The organism is Clostridium acidisoli DSM 12555 (genome assembly GCF_900176305.1).
In the GTDB taxonomy this organism is placed as follows: Bacteria; Bacillota; Clostridia; order Clostridiales; family Clostridiaceae; genus Clostridium_I; species Clostridium_I acidisoli.
In genome coordinates this window covers 192,502-212,524 of sequence record NZ_FWXH01000002.1, presented here as the reverse complement: position 1 = coordinate 212,524, position 20,023 = coordinate 192,502, and the positions used below count along the sequence as shown (strand labels likewise).

General features: G+C 29.7%; 20 protein-coding genes. 14 read left to right on the top strand and 6 right to left on the bottom strand.

Features of this window, described 5'->3' with window-relative positions; translation table 11 throughout:
* Positions 1 to 83: 83 nt before the first annotated feature.
* Positions 84 to 845: a DeoR/GlpR family DNA-binding transcription regulator gene (locus B8978_RS01065; protein ID WP_084113430.1), complete on the bottom strand. Its 762-nt coding sequence runs from the start codon at positions 843 to 845 to the stop codon at positions 84 to 86.
* Positions 846 to 1,060: 215 nt separating this feature from the next.
* Between B8978_RS01065 and B8978_RS01060 the strand changes: the two genes are divergently transcribed.
* From B8978_RS01060 to B8978_RS01030, 7 genes are all read left to right on the top strand, one after another.
* On the top strand, positions 1,061 to 3,352 hold the full coding sequence (locus tag B8978_RS01060) for a formate C-acetyltransferase (RefSeq protein ID WP_084113429.1): 2,292 nt from the start codon (positions 1,061 to 1,063) through the stop codon (positions 3,350 to 3,352).
* A gap of 12 nt (positions 3,353 to 3,364) precedes the next feature.
* Positions 3,365 to 4,207, top strand: coding sequence for a [formate-C-acetyltransferase]-activating enzyme (locus tag B8978_RS01055; RefSeq protein ID WP_084113428.1), 843 nt, complete (start codon positions 3,365 to 3,367; stop codon positions 4,205 to 4,207).
* Between the two features lie 18 nt (positions 4,208 to 4,225).
* Complete coding sequence (gene fsa / locus B8978_RS01050; RefSeq protein WP_084113427.1) at positions 4,226 to 4,897, top strand: fructose-6-phosphate aldolase; 672 nt, start codon at positions 4,226 to 4,228, stop codon at positions 4,895 to 4,897.
* Positions 4,898 to 5,154: 257 nt separating this feature from the next.
* The gene (locus B8978_RS01045) at positions 5,155 to 5,391 is read left to right on the top strand and encodes a FeoA family protein (RefSeq protein WP_084113426.1); all 237 of its coding nucleotides are present in this window, start codon (positions 5,155 to 5,157) and stop codon (positions 5,389 to 5,391) included.
* 16 nt (positions 5,392 to 5,407) lie between these two features.
* Positions 5,408 to 5,641 carry a FeoA family protein gene (locus B8978_RS01040; RefSeq protein WP_084113425.1) on the top strand — a complete coding sequence of 78 codons (234 nt, stop codon included), beginning with the start codon at positions 5,408 to 5,410 and terminating at the stop codon, positions 5,639 to 5,641.
* A 20-nt stretch (positions 5,642 to 5,661) separates the two neighbouring features.
* Complete coding sequence (gene feoB, locus B8978_RS01035) at positions 5,662 to 7,722, top strand: ferrous iron transport protein B (RefSeq protein WP_084113424.1); 2,061 nt, start codon at positions 5,662 to 5,664, stop codon at positions 7,720 to 7,722.
* 51 nt (positions 7,723 to 7,773) lie between these two features.
* A complete protein-coding gene (locus B8978_RS01030) occupies positions 7,774 to 8,070 on the top strand; it encodes a FeoC-like transcriptional regulator (protein ID WP_084113423.1) in 297 nt (98 codons plus the stop codon).
* Between the two features lie 93 nt (positions 8,071 to 8,163).
* Here B8978_RS01030 and B8978_RS01025 read toward each other — a convergent pair whose 3' ends face one another.
* The 3 genes from B8978_RS01025 to B8978_RS01015 all read right to left on the bottom strand — a co-directional run bounded on the left by B8978_RS01025 (position 8,164) and on the right by B8978_RS01015 (position 10,213).
* Positions 8,164 to 8,682, bottom strand: coding sequence for a DUF6465 family protein (locus B8978_RS01025; RefSeq protein WP_084113422.1), 519 nt, complete (start codon positions 8,680 to 8,682; stop codon positions 8,164 to 8,166).
* 126 nt (positions 8,683 to 8,808) lie between these two features.
* Positions 8,809 to 9,309 carry a LiaF transmembrane domain-containing protein gene (locus B8978_RS01020; RefSeq protein ID WP_084113421.1) on the bottom strand — a complete coding sequence of 167 codons (501 nt, stop codon included), beginning with the start codon at positions 9,307 to 9,309 and terminating at the stop codon, positions 8,809 to 8,811.
* A 31-nt stretch (positions 9,310 to 9,340) separates the two neighbouring features.
* Positions 9,341 to 10,213, bottom strand: a complete 873-nt coding sequence (locus tag B8978_RS01015) for a polymer-forming cytoskeletal protein (protein WP_084113420.1) — start codon at positions 10,211 to 10,213, stop codon at positions 9,341 to 9,343.
* A gap of 421 nt (positions 10,214 to 10,634) precedes the next feature.
* Between B8978_RS01015 and B8978_RS01010 the strand changes: the two genes are divergently transcribed.
* The 6 genes from B8978_RS01010 (at position 10,635) to B8978_RS00985 (ending at position 17,440) form a co-directional block, all read left to right on the top strand.
* Positions 10,635 to 11,348: a pseudouridine synthase gene (locus B8978_RS01010; protein WP_084113419.1), complete on the top strand. Its 714-nt coding sequence runs from the start codon at positions 10,635 to 10,637 to the stop codon at positions 11,346 to 11,348.
* A 208-nt stretch (positions 11,349 to 11,556) separates the two neighbouring features.
* Positions 11,557 to 12,447 carry a MurR/RpiR family transcriptional regulator gene (locus B8978_RS01005; protein ID WP_084113418.1) on the top strand — a complete coding sequence of 297 codons (891 nt, stop codon included), beginning with the start codon at positions 11,557 to 11,559 and terminating at the stop codon, positions 12,445 to 12,447.
* Positions 12,448 to 12,510: 63 nt separating this feature from the next.
* Positions 12,511 to 13,725 carry a BaiN/RdsA family NAD(P)/FAD-dependent oxidoreductase gene (locus B8978_RS01000; RefSeq protein ID WP_084113417.1) on the top strand — a complete coding sequence of 405 codons (1,215 nt, stop codon included), beginning with the start codon at positions 12,511 to 12,513 and terminating at the stop codon, positions 13,723 to 13,725.
* Between the two features lie 117 nt (positions 13,726 to 13,842).
* Positions 13,843 to 14,493: a (d)CMP kinase gene (gene cmk / locus B8978_RS00995; protein WP_084113416.1), complete on the top strand. Its 651-nt coding sequence runs from the start codon at positions 13,843 to 13,845 to the stop codon at positions 14,491 to 14,493.
* 35 nt (positions 14,494 to 14,528) lie between these two features.
* A complete protein-coding gene (locus B8978_RS00990; RefSeq protein ID WP_084113415.1) occupies positions 14,529 to 16,454 on the top strand; it encodes a bifunctional 4-hydroxy-3-methylbut-2-enyl diphosphate reductase/30S ribosomal protein S1 in 1,926 nt (641 codons plus the stop codon).
* A gap of 119 nt (positions 16,455 to 16,573) precedes the next feature.
* Positions 16,574 to 17,440 carry a GNAT family N-acetyltransferase gene (locus tag B8978_RS00985; RefSeq protein ID WP_084113414.1) on the top strand — a complete coding sequence of 289 codons (867 nt, stop codon included), beginning with the start codon at positions 16,574 to 16,576 and terminating at the stop codon, positions 17,438 to 17,440.
* A 21-nt stretch (positions 17,441 to 17,461) separates the two neighbouring features.
* Here B8978_RS00985 and B8978_RS19590 read toward each other — a convergent pair whose 3' ends face one another.
* Together B8978_RS19590 and B8978_RS20135 are read right to left on the bottom strand one after the other, a co-directional pair.
* Complete coding sequence (locus tag B8978_RS19590) at positions 17,462 to 17,608, bottom strand: hypothetical protein (protein ID WP_176212561.1); 147 nt, start codon at positions 17,606 to 17,608, stop codon at positions 17,462 to 17,464.
* Between the two features lie 321 nt (positions 17,609 to 17,929).
* Positions 17,930 to 18,406: a hypothetical protein gene (locus B8978_RS20135; protein WP_242950450.1), complete on the bottom strand. Its 477-nt coding sequence runs from the start codon at positions 18,404 to 18,406 to the stop codon at positions 17,930 to 17,932.
* Between the two features lie 268 nt (positions 18,407 to 18,674).
* Here B8978_RS20135 and miaB point away from each other — a divergent pair, with 268 nt between their 5' ends.
* Positions 18,675 to 20,006, top strand: a complete 1,332-nt coding sequence (miaB, locus tag B8978_RS00975) for a tRNA (N6-isopentenyl adenosine(37)-C2)-methylthiotransferase MiaB (RefSeq protein ID WP_084113413.1) — start codon at positions 18,675 to 18,677, stop codon at positions 20,004 to 20,006.
* The last annotated feature ends 17 nt before the right edge of the window (positions 20,007 to 20,023 follow it).

Below are 20,023 nucleotides of genomic sequence, written 5' to 3'. Positions count from 1 at the left end.
AAACTAACACTCAGGTGGAGTTTTGGTCTTGACCCACCTGAGTGTTAGTTATGCTTAAAAAAGATCACTGACATAATTAAGGATTAAATAATACTAATATTGAACTCTTTAATAACATCTGTAATTTCTTTATCTGGAAGTTTGTCAGAAATAATAGAATCTATATCATCTATTTTGGCAAACTTGTAGTTTCCATCAAGATGAAATTTTTTGCTTTCCATTACTAGGAATGTTTTTTTACTAGATGAAATTATTGAACTTTTAGTTATACCATCATCTATATCAAATGTAGTGATGGTCCTATCAAATACATCTACTCCACAACTTCCAATAAAACATTTATCAAACTTATATCTAGATATTAGATCAATAGTAGGGGCACCGGTGAAACCATTAAGGTTTTTGTTTAATATACCACCTGTGGCCACTACAGAAATGTTATTTTGTTTTGAAAGTATATTTAATATTTCAAGCATATTAGTAACCACTGTTACACGTTTATTACTTTCAGCTAGTAGTTTTGCCAATAAGATGTTTGTAGTAGATATGTCTAAAAAAATGGTTTCCCTATCCGTTATTATATTAAATGCCTTTTCAGCAATTATAGTTTTGTTAGATACATCTATTTCTGAGCGCTCTTGCATATCATAAGCATTAGAAGATTCTCGTATTTGAACAGCACCGCCATAAGTTCTCTTTAAATTACCTTGAGATTCTAAAACCTTTAAATCTTTTCGAATGCAGTCTTCTGTAACATCAAATTTTACACTAAGCTCTTTAACTTTAACTTTTCCTTTAGCTTTTAATATATTTAATATTTCTTGTAATCTTTCTTCAGCAAACAAAATTAATACTCCTTTCTAACTTTAAAACATTTAGAACTTTAAATATTATTATATCCTACTTTTTATATTTCTCATAAATATTCTTGAACTAAATCCATTTTTATATTGAAATAATGCTAAAATTAATATATAATAATAATAAACAATAAACATTAATACCAAACAATAATAAAAATAAGATGAATAAGTATAAAAAATGAAGGGAGGGAGTATAGATGCTTAGTGATCGTATTCAGTATTTGAAGGATGAACTTTTTAAAGAAAAAAGAGAAATATCATTAGAGAGATCGAAAATTTATACTGAAAGTTGGAGAAAAACCGAAGGTGAAGCTGTAATAATAAGAAGAGCAAAGGCACTCAAAAACATACTGGACAAAACTAAAATCACTATAAAACCAGGAGAGTTAATTGTTGGTGATAGAACAGTAAAACCAAGATCAGGAGTTGTTTCACCTGAAATGTCACCGTATTGGATTTTGGATGAACTTGATTTATTTGCAGAAAGACAACAGGATAAATTTGAAATATCAGAAGAAGATAAGAGCTACTTTAAAAATGAACTCTATCCATATTGGAAAGGAAAATCTTTAAAAGATTATTGTGAAGAGCATATTTCAGCTTATGTAAAAGAAGACACCAAGTCTGGGATATTTGCTATCAATCAAACTGATAAGGGACAGGGACATATTATACCTGATTATGAGATAATATTTAAAAATGGTTTAAAAGGAATGATTGCTTCTGCTAAGAAAAAGCTAGAAGAAAATAGTGAAAATAATTTTTATAAGGCATCTGTAATTTCACTGGAGGCAGCAAGAAGTTATATTTTACGCCATGCTGAACTAATAAAATCTATGCTTATATGTGAAAAAGAGGAAGCTAGAAAAAATGAACTTAATGAAATCCTAAAAATAACCATTAAAGTAGCTAATGACAAACCAGATAGTTTTTATGAAGCTGTGCAACTTTTTTGGTATATAAGTTTAATTTTTCAGCATGAGTCAAATGCTAGTTCTATTTCTCCAGGTCGTTTCGATCAATATATGTATCCATATTTTAAAAAATCACTGGAAGAAGGTATAAATATTGAATTTATGAAAGAAGTTCTAAGGGCTCTTTATATAAAATTCAACACAATTGTAGCACTAAGGAGTACTGAAAGTGCTAAATACTTTGCTGGTTTTCCTATAGGATATACTATTGTACTTGGTGGCGTAGATGAAATGGGAAGAGATGTTACTAATGAGTTATCCTATATTATGCTTGATATTCTTGGTGAAATAAAACTTCCTCAGCCAAATTTGAGCATTAGAGTGAGTGAAAAATCCCCAAGAGAATTTTTAATGAAAGCTGCTGAGACAATTAGAATTGGTACTGGAATGCCACAAGTATTTAATGATGAAGCAAATATCATGGCTTATGTTAATAGAGGTGTTTCACTGAAAAATGCTAGAAATTATGCGGTGGTTGGGTGTGTTGAACTTTCTATTCCAGGGAAAACCTATGGACTACATGATATAGCTTTATTTAATTTGTTAAAAATTATGGAAGTAACCTTAAAGGAAAACCAACATGGATTTGAAAGTTTTAATGATTTATTAGCTTCAATTAAAGACAATATTTCAAAGTATGTTAAAGATATGGTGGAAGGTTCCAATATAGTTGATAAAGCTCATAGGGAATGTGCACCTATACCATTCTTATCAAACTTTATTACTGGATGTTTTGAAAGTGGAAAAGACGTAACAGAAGGAGGTGCAATGTACAATTTTTCAGGTGTGCAAGGCATAGGAAGCCCTAATCTAAGCGATTCTTTATATGTTATTAAAAAACTTATATTTGAAAATAAAGAAATGACTCTTGAGCAATTGGTAAACATCTTGAATAACAATTGGAAAGACAATGAGGTTTTAAGGCAAAGAATTATAAATAAGTATATAAAATATGGCAATGATGAGGACGAGGTAGATTACTTAGGAGCTGAGATATTATCCTATTATTGCAATAAGGTTTCAGAATATAAAAATATAAGAGGTGGGATTTTTCAGCCTGGTTCGTACACAGTTTCTGCTCATATTCCTTTAGGAGAGATCGTAGGTGCTACGCCAGATGGAAGAATGGCAAAGGAGCAACTTGCAGATGGAGGACTATCTCCAATGGTAGGCAGAGATAAAAAAGGCCCTACGGCTAGTTTAAAAAGCGTGAGCAAACTAGATAATTATTTAACCTCAAATGGAAGTTTATTAAATGTAAAATTTTCTCCAGCTACTTTAGAAGGTGATGAAGGGTTAAGAAAACTTGTAGGTTATATACAAGCCTTTAGTAGGCTGAAAATACAGCATATTCAATTTAATGTGGTTTCACAAGATACCTTAAGAGAGGCACAAAAACATCCAGAAAAATATCAAAACTTAGTTGTGAGAGTTGCTGGATATAGTGCAATTTTTATAGAACTGGATAAATCTATACAAAATGACATTATAAACAGAACTGAACATTTATTATAGGATGTGGTCAATTTGAATACAGCTACAATTTTTAACATACAAAGATATAGCCTCCATGATGGAGGCGGCGTAAGAACAGTGATCTTTTTTAAAGGATGTCCATTCAGATGTCCATGGTGTTCAAACCCTGAATCTCAAAGTTTTCAAAATGAGGCAATGAGGAAGGAAGTTTTGTGCATTAAGTGTAGCAGCAGCAGTGCCTTAAAATGTACAAGGTCACCTGAAAATTGTCCTACTGGTGCGATAGAAACCATTGGCATAGAATACACTGTTCAAGAAGTTATTAACGAGGTAAAAAAAGATTTAATATTTTATGAAACAACAGAAGGAGGTGTTACACTTTCTGGTGGAGAAGCTCTTTGTCAAGGCAAGTTTTGTATTGAACTATTAAAAGAATTGAAGAAGCTAGGAATAAACACTGCTATAGAAACTACTGGAGTAGGAAATTGGGATACATTAGATAAAATTACTGAGCTTTTAGATACAGTATTGTGGGACTTTAAGATTATGAATAAAGAAGAATCTGAGCAAATTTTGAACTTAGATGTTGAACTTATGAAGTATAACTTTAAAAAGATTATGGATAAAAATGTGAAAGTAATTCCAAGAATTCCGTTAATTCCAGGATACACAGCAAAAGAAGAAAATATGAAGCAAATAATTGAATACCTATGTAACTTTAATATTAATGAGGTGCATATTTTGCCATTTCATCAGTATGGAAGCTCTAAATATAAGGCTTTAGGTAGGAAATATAAATTGGATTGTTTAAAGCTGCTTTCTGATAAAGAAATAGATAACATAATTTCTTTATTTAACGGTAGAGGAATAAAAACAGTCTTAGGTGGTTATTAAAATAGAGGAGGCACAGGTATGGAACTTATATTAGATACAGGAAATGTAAATGAAATAAAGGAACTTTATACAATTTTACCAATCGACGGGGTTACAACCAATCCAACTATTGTTGCAAAAGAAAAAAAGAAATTCATTGAGTTAATTAAAGAGATTAATGACATTGTAGGGGAAGAAACTCCAATACACGCTCAAGTTATCTCCACAAAATATGAGGAGATTATTAAAGAAGCGGATTTTATTAGTAGCATTCGTGAAAATATCTATGTTAAAATTCCAGTAACATCTGAAGGACTTAGAGCTATAAAGGAATTAAGTAAAAGAGGTAAAAAAATTACAGCAACAGCAATTTTTACAGCTCATCAAGGTTTTCTTGCTGCTAAAGCTGGAGCAGCTTATGTAGCTCCATATGTCAACAGAATAGATAATATTTCTGGTGATGGAGTAAATACTGTTAGAGATTTAGTAAGCATAATTGATAGATATAATTTAAACACTAAGGTTTTAGCTGCGAGCTTTAAAAATGCTCAGCAAGTGCTTGAACTTATGAAAGTTGGTGTTCATAGTGTAACAGTGCCACCAGATATTGCAAAAGCTATGATGAATCATCCCTTAACAGAGTGGAGTGTAAATAAATTTATTGAAGATTGGGAAGATGCCTTTGGTGGAGGTATTAAAACTTGGGATTAGAAAGTTATTAAAGCAGAGAGTGGGAGAGCGCTATGAGTTAAGCATTAAATTCAACGCTCTCTTTGTTTTTGTTAAAAGCGCTATAGATCTATTTATATTATGAAATCAGAATTTATATTAGAAACTATTGACAAGCCATTTAAAATCTTATATTATTGAACTGATAATGATAATCAATATCAAATGCTTTAAATAAGCATTTATTTTTATATTATACTGATGCTGATTATCGATAAAAATATTTAGGTGGTGTTGTAATGTTAAGAGAAATCGGTCTAGATGAAGTAGAAATTAATTCTAAAGTTAAAGTGGTTAGGGTTGATCCTAATAGTAGAACTAGAAGAAGGATAATGGACATGGGCATTGTAAGGGGTACAGAAATATTAGTATCTGGAAAAGCACCAATGGGGGATCCAATTGAGCTTCAATTAAGGGGGTATAATCTAAGTCTTAGGAAAAAAGAAGCTAAGGATGTTATTGTAGAATTATTATAGGAAAGGGGCAGCGAGCATGGATAATATTTGTATGCCACTTAATGCTTTTTCAGTTGGTACCTTGGCTAAAATAGATAGAGTTGTTGGAGGAGAAGCTATTTGTAAAAAACTTATGGAGATGGGTTTTAACAAAGGAGCAATTGTAGAAATAATAAATAACCAAGTTGGACCTATGGTAATTAAAGTTGGGGAAACGAGATTAGTTCTTGGAAGAGGTATGGCACAGAAGGTTATGGCAATTGAAGTATAAATATATATTGGAGGTAAGCAATGAGTAAAGATTTAGTATTCGCATTAGCAGGTAATCCCAACTGTGGTAAAACTAGTTTGTTTAATGACTTAACTGGAGCAAAACAACATGTTGGAAACTGGCCAGGTGTTACAGTAGAAAAAAAAGAAGGAAAAATGACTGCTGAAGGCAGAAACATTACGGTGGTAGATTTACCTGGCACCTATAGTTTAGGCGCATACTCAGAAGATGAAGTTGTAGCACGTGATTTCATACTTAAAGAGAATCCAGATGTTGTGGTAAATGTAATTGATGCAAGTAATGTTGAAAGAAATTTATATTTAACAACTCAAATTTTAGAAACTGGTGTTAAGGTTGTTTTGGCACTAAATATGATGGATGAAGCCCAAAACAAGAATATAAAAATAGAAGTGGAAAAATTATCGAAACTTTTAAATATACCAGTAGTTCCAACTACAGCGGTTAAGGGAGAAGGAATTAAGGAATTAGTTATAGCAGCCATAAATTTAGGTGAAAAACATGAAGAAAATAGAGTACATAAATACAAGATTGATTACGGTACGGAAGTAGCAAAACATGTTGAAAAAATTGAAAATAGTTTTAAAAATAATAACATAAAATTAGAATATCCGACCTCCTGGACTGCAATAAAATTACTAGAAAATGATGAATTTATAAAAAAGTACATACATGAAAAAGAAAATACAGCTAATGTAGAGGCTGAATTAAAAAAGAGTAATGATTTATTATTAGAATCAATTGGATATGATGTAGATGCATTTATTGTTGATAAAAGATATGAATTTATTGGCAGCGTTGTAAAGCAATCAGTTAAAAGAAGTAGTGAAAGTAATAAAAAAACGCTTTCTGATAAAATTGATTCAATAGTAACTAATAAATGGCTTGGTATTCCAATATTTGCTATTATTATGTTTGTTATGTATCAAATAACTATGACTATTGGTAATGGAATACTGACGGATCTTGTTGGAAGGTTTTTTGATTTTTTAGGTGGCTGGGTTGGAAATAATTTAACATATCTTGGCGCACCAAATTTAGTTAAGTCATTCTTTGTAGACGCTTTAATAGGTGGAGTTGGTTCAGTACTTGGATTTACCCCAATGATTATTATAATGTATCTTTTAATATCAATACTTGAAGACAGTGGATACATGGCAAGAGCAGCTTATGTAATGGATAGACTTATGAATGCAATAGGCCTTCATGGAAAAACAGCTGTATCACTCATAATTGGGACAGGTTGTAACGTTGCTGGAGTAATGTCTGCAAGAACACTTGAGAGCAAAAAGGATAGAATGGTAGCTATTTTAATTAGTCCGTTTATGTCTTGTACTGCAAGACTTGCAATTTATGCATTATTTGTAAGTGCATTTTTTTCAAATACAAAAATTGGACCTTTTAATGCTGGTGGAATTATAGTTTTTGGGCTGTATGTGTTAGGTATTTTAGTAGCAATTATTATGGGTAAATTTTTCAGCAGCACTGTATTTAAAGGGGAGGATTCATATTTTATAATGGAATTGCCACCATATCGTGTACCAACTGTTAAAGGTACATTAATACACATGTGGGAAAAAGCAGGGGCCTTTGTTAAAAAAGCAGGGACTATAATATTAGCTTCTATTATACTTATATGGGTACTTTCAAATTTACCATTTGGAGTAGCACCAGGATCAAAAGATAGTATAGTTGGAATGATAGGTGCTGCTATAGCTCCATTATTTGTACTAGCAGGCTTTGGTACATGGCAAGCAGGTATAGCACTTATAACAGGTTTTGTAGCGAAAGAAGCCGTAGTTGGAACCATGGCAACAATTTATGGCGTTGAGGAAGGTAGTAAACTTATTACCGCAATTCATGGTGCATTTACTCCACTTTCAGCATTGTCATTTATGGTTTTTACACTTCTTTATGTGCCATGCGTTGCCACGATAGGTGCAATAAAAAGGGAAACAAATTCAGGAAAGTGGGCATTTATTACTGTAGTATATACTTGTGTAGTTGCTTGGATAACTTCAGTTTTAGTATTCCAAATAGGGAAGCTAATTGGTTTTAATTAAATAGTGATAATGATATTCAGTATCACTATTTGATAGAGAGGATGATTGAGAATGTTAATGAAAATATTAAAGAAATTAGCAGCAGGAGGTTTATACTCAAATAAAGCTATGGCTAATGAATTAGGCGTTGACGAGGGTATGGTTGAAGCTATGATATCACAATTACAGCAAATGGGGTATATTGTGCGAGATAAGATGAACGGAACTTCATCTTGTTGTGCTGGCGGTTGTGATTGTAGCAAAGAAGTTAAAAAATCTAAACATAGCTGTTGTGATGGAAATTCAAATATAGAAATTGAAATGTGGAAGTTAACAGATAAAGGAAAAGTTACTCTAAAAAAGTGTTAAATTAGTGAGAAATAAAAGGATGCATGACTATAGAAATCTGTTTATAGTTGTGCTTCTTTTTTTCACAATTGAAAAAAGAGCAATAAGCTCTTTTTAAATTATTTTAATTGATAAAGTTTCTTCGTCATTAACTAAATAATATGCAGTATCTTCTTCAATTTTGTAGTACACTTTTAAATCTTTTATTTCTGACAGCTTATGGGATTTTGTCCATTCTAATTTAAATCTTTCAACCAACTCATCTTCACTGACCTTTTTTCCGTAATATTCAATATATAGTTTTTTATCAAAACCTATTATATTTGAAATATTAGTTTTAACAGCTTTAGCTAAATCATCTGAAGTTTTTGTGATTGTTTTTTTTGCGGATTCAGATACCTTTTTTACTGTTTTGGCAGTTGTTTTAGACACATCCGCTGCTGCATCCTTTAGTTCAACTATGTTTTTCTTCAAGTTTTCCTTTGAAAGATTTAAAGAAGTTTCTACAGTTTCTTTTATAGGTTTAGAAGTTTTTGTAACTCTGGGTGTCCTCTTAACTGAGCTTTTTGGCTTGGGTTCAGTTTTACTATTAGTGGTTCCTTCTAGTTCCTGTACTTTTGTTTTTCTATTCATCAAAAGCCCCCCTAAAATATTATATGAGTTTATTTTAACATTTGTAGTAAATAATTACAATGTATATTGCTACCTGAAGTAAATAAAACTTGCTTTTGTGTAATTTAACTTTTAATAAAAATGATATTATTTTTTTGAAAATGAGCCCCTAAACAATATATATACACCAATTAATATAAATAATATTGGGATAATTAAATTGAATTTTATCCATGAAAACCACGTATTGTATATCATGGAAAGAAAGCTTAAGAGTGCTATAAGAAATAGCAAGGTACTAGAGAAAAGCACTCCTTTGTTTTTGTTTCCAAATAAATAAAATTGAAATAAACCTAAAGAAACCGAAAGAATATAAATTGGCCAAGTATATTCAGAGTATGTCCAATTGGTAAATGTTTCAAAGAAAAATAAAATACCTAAGGTAGTTAATATTCCTCCAGGAACTAAAATTCCTGCATTTCGCTTACTAACAAAATAATCAAATTCAAATAATAAACCTAATACTAATATAATTATTGGCCACATATTAGATATGCTAAAAAAATTAAAATTAAAAAATCTGTTTACTAGAATCGTAATTCCTAATAAAATAAAAATTACACCCCAAAATATATTTTGTTTTTTCAAAATTTAACCTCCATAAGAATATAAATTTTATTTAAAATTCAGCAAAGTGTACAGGTCCTTGATTTCTTATTTTTGCACTTGAAGGTGGTAATTGTTTTTCTTTTGCACTATATTTTTTACCATTAAAAGTTGTTCCAGGTCCAAATTCCAAATAGTTTTCACAATAAACATCTCCATTTATTACACTTTTATCACCAACTCTTATATAATCTTTAGCTTTAATATTACCATTTATTATAACACAATTATCCATAATTAATTTATTACCAGACATAGAATTTTTAGATTTAAAATTGTCATCTGTGTGTAATTCTAAAAACTGTCCGCCATTTATATTAAGGCCATTTTGAGAATACAAATAATCAATAGTATTTTTGCCCATAAGTTTACTGTTTTCTCCAGTCATAAATTTAGTACACTTTATATTTCCATCTGAATAGAAATTAGAACCTGCATAAATTTCATTTGCAGTAATTGTTCCACTAACTCGTGCATTTTCCCCAATACGTAATTCAGTACATTTAATGTCCCCAGTTATAATCGCGGAGTTTCCTATCTCAAATTTATCTTTTGCTTCAAAATTTCCATTCAAAGAAGTATTGTGACCAAAATAAACATTTAATGCGTTTATATCTCCAGTGTAATTAATATTATTTCTAGCTTTAAAATCCTCTACTAATATCAAATCTCCCTCTATTGTTGTGTTTTCTAAAAGCCATATTTCTTGTAGTTTTATCCTATCTAATAGTTTTAATTTGACAGCTTCTGTTAGAACAAGTGAATCAACATCTTTTAAAGCATCATTAGAAATGGACATATTTTGATTAATTGTTTTTGTCTTGTGTGCTAATAAAAAATCCTCCTTTACGACATCCTCATACCAAAATAAATCTCTAGAACTCATTTTTATTCCCCCTTAATAAAAACCATTATATTACTATAATATTCATTAATTTGAGAAAGTACAATATTTAAGTGAAAATAACTATAAATTACAATGGGCTGCTCTAGAATAACTAAAACAGCCCATTGCAATTTAACTTCTCTTTTTTGATTTTTCACCTTCTGATTTTCTATCATTTGTTGATTTTGAATCAGTTTGGTTGTTGTTTGAATTTTTCTTTCCCATTTTTAGACACCTCCTTTGTTACCTAAATAGTATTATTAACCTAATATTTCTTTTTATACTTAAAATATCTAAATATATTTGCTTTTATTGTATATTATATATATAATTCTTATGTAAATTGTTATCAACATGAGAAGAATTAATAACTTATATATTAGTAATGTATATAAAATTTAAATATAATTAGGTGAGTATTGTGGAAGAAAGATTGCAAAAATTTATGGCAAGATGTGGTGTTGCATCACGAAGAAATTCTGAAAAGCTTATACAAGCAGGAAAAGTTAAAGTAAATGATACTATTTTAACAGAACTAGGCGTGAAAATAGATACTGTTAAGGATAGTGTATATGTTAATGGTGTAGAGATTTTTTTGGAGGAAAATAAAGTTTATATAATATTAAATAAGCCCGAAGGATATTTGTCTACATTAAAAGATGAGAGAGGCAGAAAAACAGTTTTAGATTTAACAGAAGATATTGAGGAAAGAATATTTCCTATTGGAAGACTTGATTATGATACTTCAGGACTTTTAATAATGACTAATGATGGAGATATATATAATAAAGTAATTCATCCTCGAGAGAAGATAAATAAAGTTTATGAAGCAACTATAAAGGGAATTCCCTCTGCTGATGAGATTAATTTGTTTTGTAGTGGTATTGATATTGGCGGTTATGTAACGGCACCAGCTGAAATTGTTATACTTAAAAAAGATACGGAAACTTCAAAGGTAAAAATAACAATACATGAAGGAAAGAAAAGACAAATAAGAAAAATGTGTAAAATGATTTCACACCCTGTAATTACTTTAAGAAGAATATCCATTGGTAATATTGTTTTAAATGATTTGGAAAAAGGAAAATGGAGATACTTAACTGACGAAGAAGTAGGATATCTAAAAAATCTGTAGGTATGAAATTGGTTCATAATAAAAATAAATTGCAAAGTAACATTGAAGGGTTTTAACGCTTGCTTCGCAATTTTTTACTATTATGTATAAAGAAATTATCAATGTTACAACGATATACAATAATTTATTGATATGTTTCTAATTTGATGATAAAATAAAATAAGATTTGACGTCGGTTTGTATGTTCCGGAAAGGATTGATATACTCAATGGATAGTGTCGTAGAAAATAATAAACAAGATTTAATGAGAACGATTCAGCTAAAATTTTCAAGATTAAGCAAAGGCCAAAAATTAATAGCTGAATATATTTTAAAACATTACGACAAGGCTGCATTTATGACTGCTGCAAAACTTGGCATAAATGTTGGGGTTAGTGAATCTACAGTTGTTAGATTTGCAAATGAACTAGGATTTAGTGGTTATCCTAAATTGCAAAAAGCACTTCAAGAGTTAATAAAAAACAAATTAACTACAGTTCAAAGACTTGAAATTTCAAACAATCTAATATGCGAGGACAATGCATTAAAAGGTGTTTTGAAATCAGATATAGAGAACATTAGGACAACTTTAGAAAAAATAGACCATAAAACTTTTGATGAAGTTGTGAACAGTATTTTTGCTGCAAAAAAAATATACATAATTGGGCTTAGAAGTTCAACTGCTCTTTCAGAGTTTTTAGGATTTTATTTAAATTTAATACTTGATAATGTAAACATTGTTGCTTATGGCATGAGTGATATTTTTGAGCAACTTATTAATATTTCTAGTGAAGACCTTGTAATCGGCATTGGGTTTCCAAGATATGCAGCAAGAACCATTGAAGCTCTTAGTTATGCACAAAGCAGGGGAACAAAGGTTGTTGCTATAACAGATAGTTTACTTTCTCCACTTGCTACAAAGGCAGATTTTACATTAATTGCACAGAGCAATATGGCATCTTTCGTTGATTCTTTGGTTGCTCCACTAAGTGTTATTAATGCTTTAATAGTAGCTGTAGGCTTAAGAGAAAAAGAAAAAATATCTACTACTTTTGAAGCTTTAGAAAACATATGGCAAGAATATCAAGTGTATTCTTTTAAAGGTAGTGAAGAAAAGTAGGAGTTGCCTACTTTTTTATTTTGCACTTAAAGCATATTAAAAAATTTAAGGGAAGTGATTATATTGAAAGAAGTTGTAGTTATTGGTGGCGGCCCAGCTGGAATGATGGCGGCTATTGCTGCTGCTGAAAAATATAAGGTTACACTTATAGATAGAAATGAAAAATTAGGTAAAAAACTTTACATAACAGGCAAGGGAAGATGTAATGTTACAAATGCTAAAGACATTAGTGAATTCTTTGATTATATACCTGGAAATCCAAACTTTTTATACAGCTCTTTATATTCTTATACTAATAATGATGTAATGAGTTTTTTTGAAAACTTAGGGGTGCCATTAAAAGTTGAACGTGGAGATAGAGTTTTTCCAAAATCAGATAAATCTTCTGATATCATAAATGCATTAATCAGAGAACTAGACAATAAAAATGTAAGCATTGTCCTTAATACTAGAATAGAGAAGATAAATGTTAAAGCTGGTTTCATACAAAATCTTATTACTGAAAAAGGGGATTCTATAAAAGCAGATTATTTTATAATTTGCACAGGAGGACTTTCGTATCCACAAACAGGTTCAACTGGTGATGGATATGAATTTGCAAAAGCCGCTGGACACAATATAAAGAAAACAAAACCTTCTCTTGTACCTATAGAAATAAAAGAAGATTTTGTAAAAGAACTTCAAGGTTTATCATTAAAAAATGTGGAGTTAACATTATATAAAAATAAGAAGGTGTTATATAAAGAGTTTGGAGAGATGTTATTTACTCATTATGGCATATCAGGGCCTATAGTTTTAAGTGGAAGTAGGTTTGTAGAAAAAGATGTAATTGCAAGCATTAATCTTAAACCTGCACTTACGGAAGAAGAACTTGATAAAAGAATTCAAAGGGATTTTTTGAAGTTTACAAATAAGGATTTTAAAAATTCTTTAAATGAGTTATTGCCACAAAAATTAATTGATACAATAATAAAACTTTCTAACATAGATGAAAATAAAAAAGTTAACTCTATTACTAAGCAGGAAAGAAAAGTTCTTGTACAATTGATGCAAAACTTAAAAATGAATGTTAAGGGTTTAAGACCAATAGCTGAGGCAATAATAACGGCTGGTGGGGTTGATACACATGAAGTTGATCCATCAAGCTTAAAATCAAAAGTTGTTAGTAATATGTCTTTTGCAGGTGAGATATTAGATGTGGATGGTTACACTGGAGGTTTTAACATGCAAATAGCTTTATCTACAGGTTATGCAGCAGGGAAAAACATAGAAGAATAACTTCTGTTATAAAGAATGTAATAAAAATTCATATTAATATGTAAAATTAGAGGATTTTTTTATTTTTTATAGAATATATAGTTTTTGACGGACTTTTTAAAGAAAGGCGGATTAAAATTGAAATTATCTGTAGCAGTAGATGGTCCTGCGGGAGCAGGGAAAAGTACTATAGCTAAATTACTTGGGGAAAAATTTAATTTAATGTATATAAATACTGGTGCTATGTACAGGGCAGTGACAGTTATGGCTATTAGAAATAACATATCTCATGAAAATGTTGGAGCCTTATGTGATTTAATAGATAACTTAGAGATGCATTTTGAAAATGATGATATTATTGTAAACAATGAAAACCTAAGTGAAAAAATAAACACTCCTGAAATAAGTAGTAGGGTGTCTAGTTATGCAGCTGTATCTAAAGTTAGGGAGATACTTGTAAAAATACAAAAAAATATAGCTAAAAAATACAATGTAATAATGGATGGCAGAGATATTGGAACTGTTGTATTAAAAGATGCAAATTATAAATTTTATTTAACGGCTTCAGCAGAAAAAAGAGCTGAGAGAAGATTTAAAGAACTTATAAATAAAGGTATAAATGTAGAGTATAATAAGATATTAAGTGATATAATAGAAAGAGATTATTTTGATAGTCATAGAGAAATTGATCCTTTATCAAAGGCAGAAGATGCCATTGAAATTGAGTCTTCAAATATGTCTATTGAAGAAGTTGTTGACTTAATGGCTAGTTACATAAAAACAAAGTAATAGTTTTCTAGCTACTAGTTTGAGGTGATAGATAAATGAAAGAAATCGTTTTGGCAGAGAGTGCTGGCTTTTGCTTTGGAGTAAAAAGAGCTGTTGATATGGCTCTTAATGCAAAAGAAAACAGTGATACCAAAATATATACACTTGGACAGTTGATTCATAATAATGATGTGGTTAAGCATCTAGAGAGTCAAGACATACATTCTATTGAAATTGAAAATTTGGATTCATTAAACACTGGTGATACAATAATTATAAGATCTCATGGAGTGACTGCTGAGATAATAAATTTACTAAAGAAAAAGGGCTTAAATATAATTGATGCTACTTGTCCTTATGTAAAAAACATTCATGAAAAAGTAAGAGCTTACAGTGAGAAAGGTTATACAATAGTAATTGTTGGTGATAAAAATCACCCAGAAGTTATTGGTATAAATGGTTGGTGTGAGGACAAAGCTATAATTTCAAAAAATGGTGAAAACTTAGATGTTTTACCAAGAAAAGTATGTGTGGTTTCTCAAACAACAGAAAAACAAGAAAATTGGGAAAAGGTTTTACAAATAGTAATTAAAAATGCAAAAGAGTTAGTTGCTTTTAATACAATATGTAATGCAACAGAAGTGAGACAAAGAAAAGCAGAAGAATTATCGAAGAACTCCGATGTTGTAATTGTAATTGGAGCTCATCACAGTTCTAATACAACAAAACTTTATGAAATATGTAAAGATAACTGTGAAAATACAATTCATGTGGAAAATTCGGGAGAAATTCCTGAAGATTTATATAAAGGTAAAAATAATATAAAAATTGGTGTCGCAGCCGGTGCTTCTACACCAGATTGGATTATAAAGGAGGCAATAAATAAAATGAGTGATGAACAAAATATTGAAGGTATGAATGAACTTCTTAAAATGATGGATGAAAATGAAAAGAAAATTTACACAGGTGCTGTTATTAAGGGTGAAATAATACAATTAAATGATAGAGAGGCTTATCTAAATATAGGTTATAAAAATGACGGCATATTACCTATAAATGAGGTTACAAATGATGTTAGTGTAAAATTAACGGACTTGTTTACATTGGGACAGGAAATAGAAGCAAAGGTTATAAAATTAAAAAATGAAGACAATTATGTAGTACTTTCAAGAAGTGAGTTAGAAAGAGATGCTGGCTTTAATGCAGTTAAAAAAGCATATGAAGAAAAAACAGTAATTAGAGTAACAGTTAAAGAAGCCGTTAATGGTGGTCTTGTTTCAGCATATAAAGGAATAAGAGTATTTATACCAGCTTCTCATATAGAACTTTTTCATGTGGACGATTTAACAAAGTACATAGGAGAAGAGATAGATGTAAATATAATTGAGTTTTCGAAAAAGAGAAACACAATAAGAATTGTTGGCTCTAGAAGAGATATCTTAAAGGCAGTTAAAGAAAAAGATGAAGAAAAAACTTGGGAGTCTTTAGCCATTGGTGATGTAATTGAAGGTGAAGTTAAGAGATTAACAGATTTTGGTGCCTTTGTTGAAGTAAATGGAGTTGATGGTTTATTACACGTATCAGAAATATCTTGGGGAAGAATCAACAAGGCTTCAGATGTGCTTGCAATAGGCGAAAAGGTTAAAGTTTATGTATTAAACGTAGATAAAGAAAATAAAAAATTATCACTTAGTCTAAAAAAACTTGTAGAAGATCCATGGATAAGTGTTGAAGAAAAATATCCAGTTGGTTCAGTAGTTTTAGGTAAAGTAGTTCGTTTTTCAAACTTTGGTGCCTTCATAGAGCTTGAACCAGGGGTAGATGCTCTTGCACATATATCTGAGATAAGCCATAAAAGAATTGTGAAACCTTCAGATGTACTTGCAATAGGTGAAGAAATCAAAGCAAAAATCATTGATGTTAATAAAGAAACTAAAAAAATAGGTTTAAGCATTAAAGAAGTAGAGGATACAGTAGAATAAAAAACTTATCAAGGGATGTCCTAACAATGTTTAGTACATCCTTTAATAATATAGTAATATTTTAAAGATTAAATCACTAATATATACTGTATTAAAATATTTATATTAAGAGGTTTAATATGCTAAGTTGTGTTAATTTAAATAATAATAATATTAACAACTTAAAAAAATTAAATGACGATAGAAAAATATTTAATAACATAAATAAAGATTTTTTTAAGTTTTATAATGATTTAAATTTTATTCAAAAACATTTCAGAAAGAAATTGGTAAAGCTTTTAGAAGACAGCGGAAAGTATGTTGGATACATATGGATTAATAATGATTCCAGAAAATATTATAGAATCGAATCATTAAGTATAAACATAAATGAGGATTCTGTAAAGTGTTTTAAAATGCTATTGAATTCCATATCCTTAAAAGGCAGCTTTATATATGAATGTGAAAAAAACAATTTTAATTATAAAGTTTTAAAGGAAATTGGATTTAAGAAAATTCAAGGAACACTTGAGATGTGTTGCAATTTAATAGGGACAAAACATTTAGAAATTAGAAAAGATATAAGTATTACTAAATTTCTATCAAATCAGGATGAGAAAATACGTTGCTATATTCAAAATAAAATTTTTGAAAAGGATGACCGAATACCGCTTTCGATTCAAGACATATATTTTGATGAATCTCAAGATTATTATTTTGAAGATGGATGTTACTTTATAAATATAGACGATAAACCTATAGGTTATGGACAAATAATTGTAAATGATTCAATGCCCATAGTTGTTAATTTTGGTATATTAAGTGAATATAGAAAAAATGGTTATGGTAAATATTTTATAAAGTTTTTACAAAATGTTGCAGTTAAAAATGGATTTAAAGAGATTTACATAAAAGTAGATTGGGATAATAGAATAGCCTTTGAGCTTTACAAATCTGTTGGCTTTAAGGTTGATAAAGAAATATACAAATGGAAGTTGCAAAGATAAGCGGCTAAAAAGCCGCCTTTATTATCTTTTTAAAGCACTTTCTATAGGAACATATGAAGTTGGAATACTACCTACACTGTCGTAGGAAATTCTATTAAAATAACCTCTATCTGCTATGGTATTGTATTTTAGGTTCTCGTCTTTGGATTCCTTTTTAGCATCATACATATTATCATCTCCTTAATTTTTATTGGTTATAAAAACCACTATGAGTAGCTTTACCAAAAATATTAAAAAAATTCGTTTAAAATATATATGAAACATTTTAAATGTAAAAGAATAATATAAATAAAGAGCCCTAGTTTAAAGAAGTTACTGAGATATTGGATTCAGAACTTACTTATGAAACAAAGGCTCTTTTTTATATATGCAAAATATAAAAAAATAATAGGAAGTAACTAAGATCACTCGAAGATTACTTCCTATTATCTGCTTTACAAGGCACGTTCTAAATTAGTAATAGCACTGATATGCAGCTGATTAATTGTTTTATTCACATGGATATATATAATTAGCTATTACACGAACATTTAAGTTACAAGGATCAAATATATCATCATCTGGTATTACAAATGTTAGGGTACGTTCAATGGTACCACATTTAGAATTTCCATTTTCTCTACAAAGAATTGTAGTAAAAGCCTTAAAAGCAAGTATTTTGTCATATTTTCCATATATAATGCATGCTATAGATACTTTTTTGTCATAACATACGTTATTTACTTTTATTTTTACAGTTAATAATCTACCTCCATGCTTTGACATGTTTGTTGGGTCTGCCTTAATAGTATGGCATAAGTCGCATGGACCGCATTCTTCACAGGATTCACTTGGAACACTTAGTTTATTTACGTTCTCTAAAGTACTGGAAACGCTTATTTCACTTGAAATACTTGGATCACTAAAAGCACTTGAATCAAAATGAATACGGTTATTTTTTTTATCATGATGATAAGAACTACTCATTTATCAAGACTCCTTATTTTTATATTTACATATATAAAAAAATATATGTTGAAAATAAAGTTTAACTTTATTATGAATCTATAATTAGTCTTATTAATGAACTCATCCTTATATAGCATTATATTCAGTTATAAATATTGATGTGAATAATTTGGATATGTTAAATAAAAAAACTATAGGATTGAGTGGATAAACAAGTTATTGCTAAATTAGAGGCGTTTTGTTACAATTATATGTGCTAAAAGATTAAAACGGAGGATTAATATATATGGAAAATAATAAGAATAAACTCTTCTTTATTGCTACATATGGATGTCAGATGAATGAGGAAGATTCCGAGAAACTTTCAGGAATGTTAAAATTAAATGGATATAGTAGAACACAAAACAAATTAGAAGCAGATTTAATTATATTCAATACATGTTGTGTAAGAGAAAATGCAGAACTTAAGGTTTTTGGTAATGTTGGAGCCTTAAAAAAAGAAAAAGAAAAGAATCCAAATTTAATTATTGCAATTTGTGGTTGCATGATGCAACAAGAAGGTATGGCTAAAAGTATTATAGATAAATTCCCTTTTGTTGATATAATTTTTGGAACACATAATTCTCACATGCTGCCAGAATATTTAAATAGAGTAAAGCATGAAGGACAGTCCATTATTGAAATATGGGATAAAGAGAAGGAAATTGTAGAAGGTTTACCTGTTGATAGATTAAGTGGTATAAAGGGTTTTGTAACAATCATGTATGGCTGCAATAATTTTTGCACCTACTGTATTGTGCCATATGTTAGAGGAAGAGAAAGAAGTAGAAATCCAGAAGACATAGAAAATGAAATAAAGGATTTAGTAAGCAAAGGGTATAAGGAAATTACCCTTCTTGGACAAAATGTTAATTCCTATGGAAAAGCACTTGAACCTAAAATAGATTTTGCAGATTTACTAAGAAGAGTAAATGAAATAGAAGGTATTGAGAGAGTACGCTTTATGACATCACATCCTAAAGACTTAACTTTTAAGGTGATTGAAGCAATAAGGGATTGTGATAAGGTGTGTGAGTACATACATCTACCTGTTCAATCAGGCTCATCAAACATTATTAAAAAGATGAACAGACATTATACAAAGGAATATTATATTGACTTAATTAAAAAGATTAAAGAAGAAATACCAGGTATAGCTTTAAGTACTGATATTATAGTAGGTTTTCCTGGAGAAACAGAAGAAGATTTTAATGAAACTTTAGATTTAGTTAGACAAGTTGAATATGATTCTGCATTTACATTCTTATATTCTATAAGAAAAGGAACACCAGCTGCAGAAATTGAAAATCAAATAAGTGATGAAGTTAAACATGAAAGATTTAATAGACTTGTGGAGACTTTAAATGAGATTAGTGCTCGAAAAAATAAGGAATATGAAGGTAAAATAGTTGAAGTCCTTGTAGAGGGTCCTAGCAAAAATGATGAAAATAAACTTATGGGGAGAACTAGAACTTCAAAATTAGTTAATTTTATTTCAAGCGATGATAATATAGGAAAACTTATTAAAGTAAAGATAACAAAGGCAAATTCATTTTCACTTCTTGGAGAAGAAATATAAGACACATTTTAGGTTTG

What these genes read in the sequence shown, in the direction of transcription:
- B8978_RS01060 (WP_084113429.1), top strand. Translation starts at nt 1,061, where the DNA reads ATGCTTAGTGATCGTATTCAGTATTTGAAGGATGAACTTTTTAAAGAA.
- fsa (WP_084113427.1), top strand. Translation starts at nt 4,226, where the DNA reads ATGGAACTTATATTAGATACAGGAAATGTAAATGAAATAAAGGAACTT.
- B8978_RS01045 (WP_084113426.1), top strand. Translation starts at nt 5,155, where the DNA reads ATGTTAAGAGAAATCGGTCTAGATGAAGTAGAAATTAATTCTAAAGTT.
- B8978_RS01040 (WP_084113425.1), top strand. Translation starts at nt 5,408, where the DNA reads ATGGATAATATTTGTATGCCACTTAATGCTTTTTCAGTTGGTACCTTG.
- feoB (WP_084113424.1), top strand. Translation starts at nt 5,662, where the DNA reads ATGAGTAAAGATTTAGTATTCGCATTAGCAGGTAATCCCAACTGTGGT.
- B8978_RS01030 (WP_084113423.1), top strand. Translation starts at nt 7,774, where the DNA reads ATGTTAATGAAAATATTAAAGAAATTAGCAGCAGGAGGTTTATACTCA.
- B8978_RS01025 (WP_084113422.1), bottom strand. Translation starts at nt 8,682, where the DNA reads ATGAATAGAAAAACAAAAGTACAGGAACTAGAAGGAACCACTAATAGT.
- B8978_RS01015 (WP_084113420.1), bottom strand. Translation starts at nt 10,213, where the DNA reads ATGAGTTCTAGAGATTTATTTTGGTATGAGGATGTCGTAAAGGAGGAT.
- B8978_RS01005 (WP_084113418.1), top strand. Translation starts at nt 11,557, where the DNA reads ATGGATAGTGTCGTAGAAAATAATAAACAAGATTTAATGAGAACGATT.
- B8978_RS00990 (WP_084113415.1), top strand. Translation starts at nt 14,529, where the DNA reads ATGAAAGAAATCGTTTTGGCAGAGAGTGCTGGCTTTTGCTTTGGAGTA.
- B8978_RS00985 (WP_084113414.1), top strand. Translation starts at nt 16,574, where the DNA reads ATGCTAAGTTGTGTTAATTTAAATAATAATAATATTAACAACTTAAAA.
- B8978_RS19590 (WP_176212561.1), bottom strand. Translation starts at nt 17,608, where the DNA reads ATGTATGATGCTAAAAAGGAATCCAAAGACGAGAACCTAAAATACAAT.
- B8978_RS20135 (WP_242950450.1), bottom strand. Translation starts at nt 18,406, where the DNA reads ATGAGTAGTTCTTATCATCATGATAAAAAAAATAACCGTATTCATTTT.
- miaB (WP_084113413.1), top strand. Translation starts at nt 18,675, where the DNA reads ATGGAAAATAATAAGAATAAACTCTTCTTTATTGCTACATATGGATGT.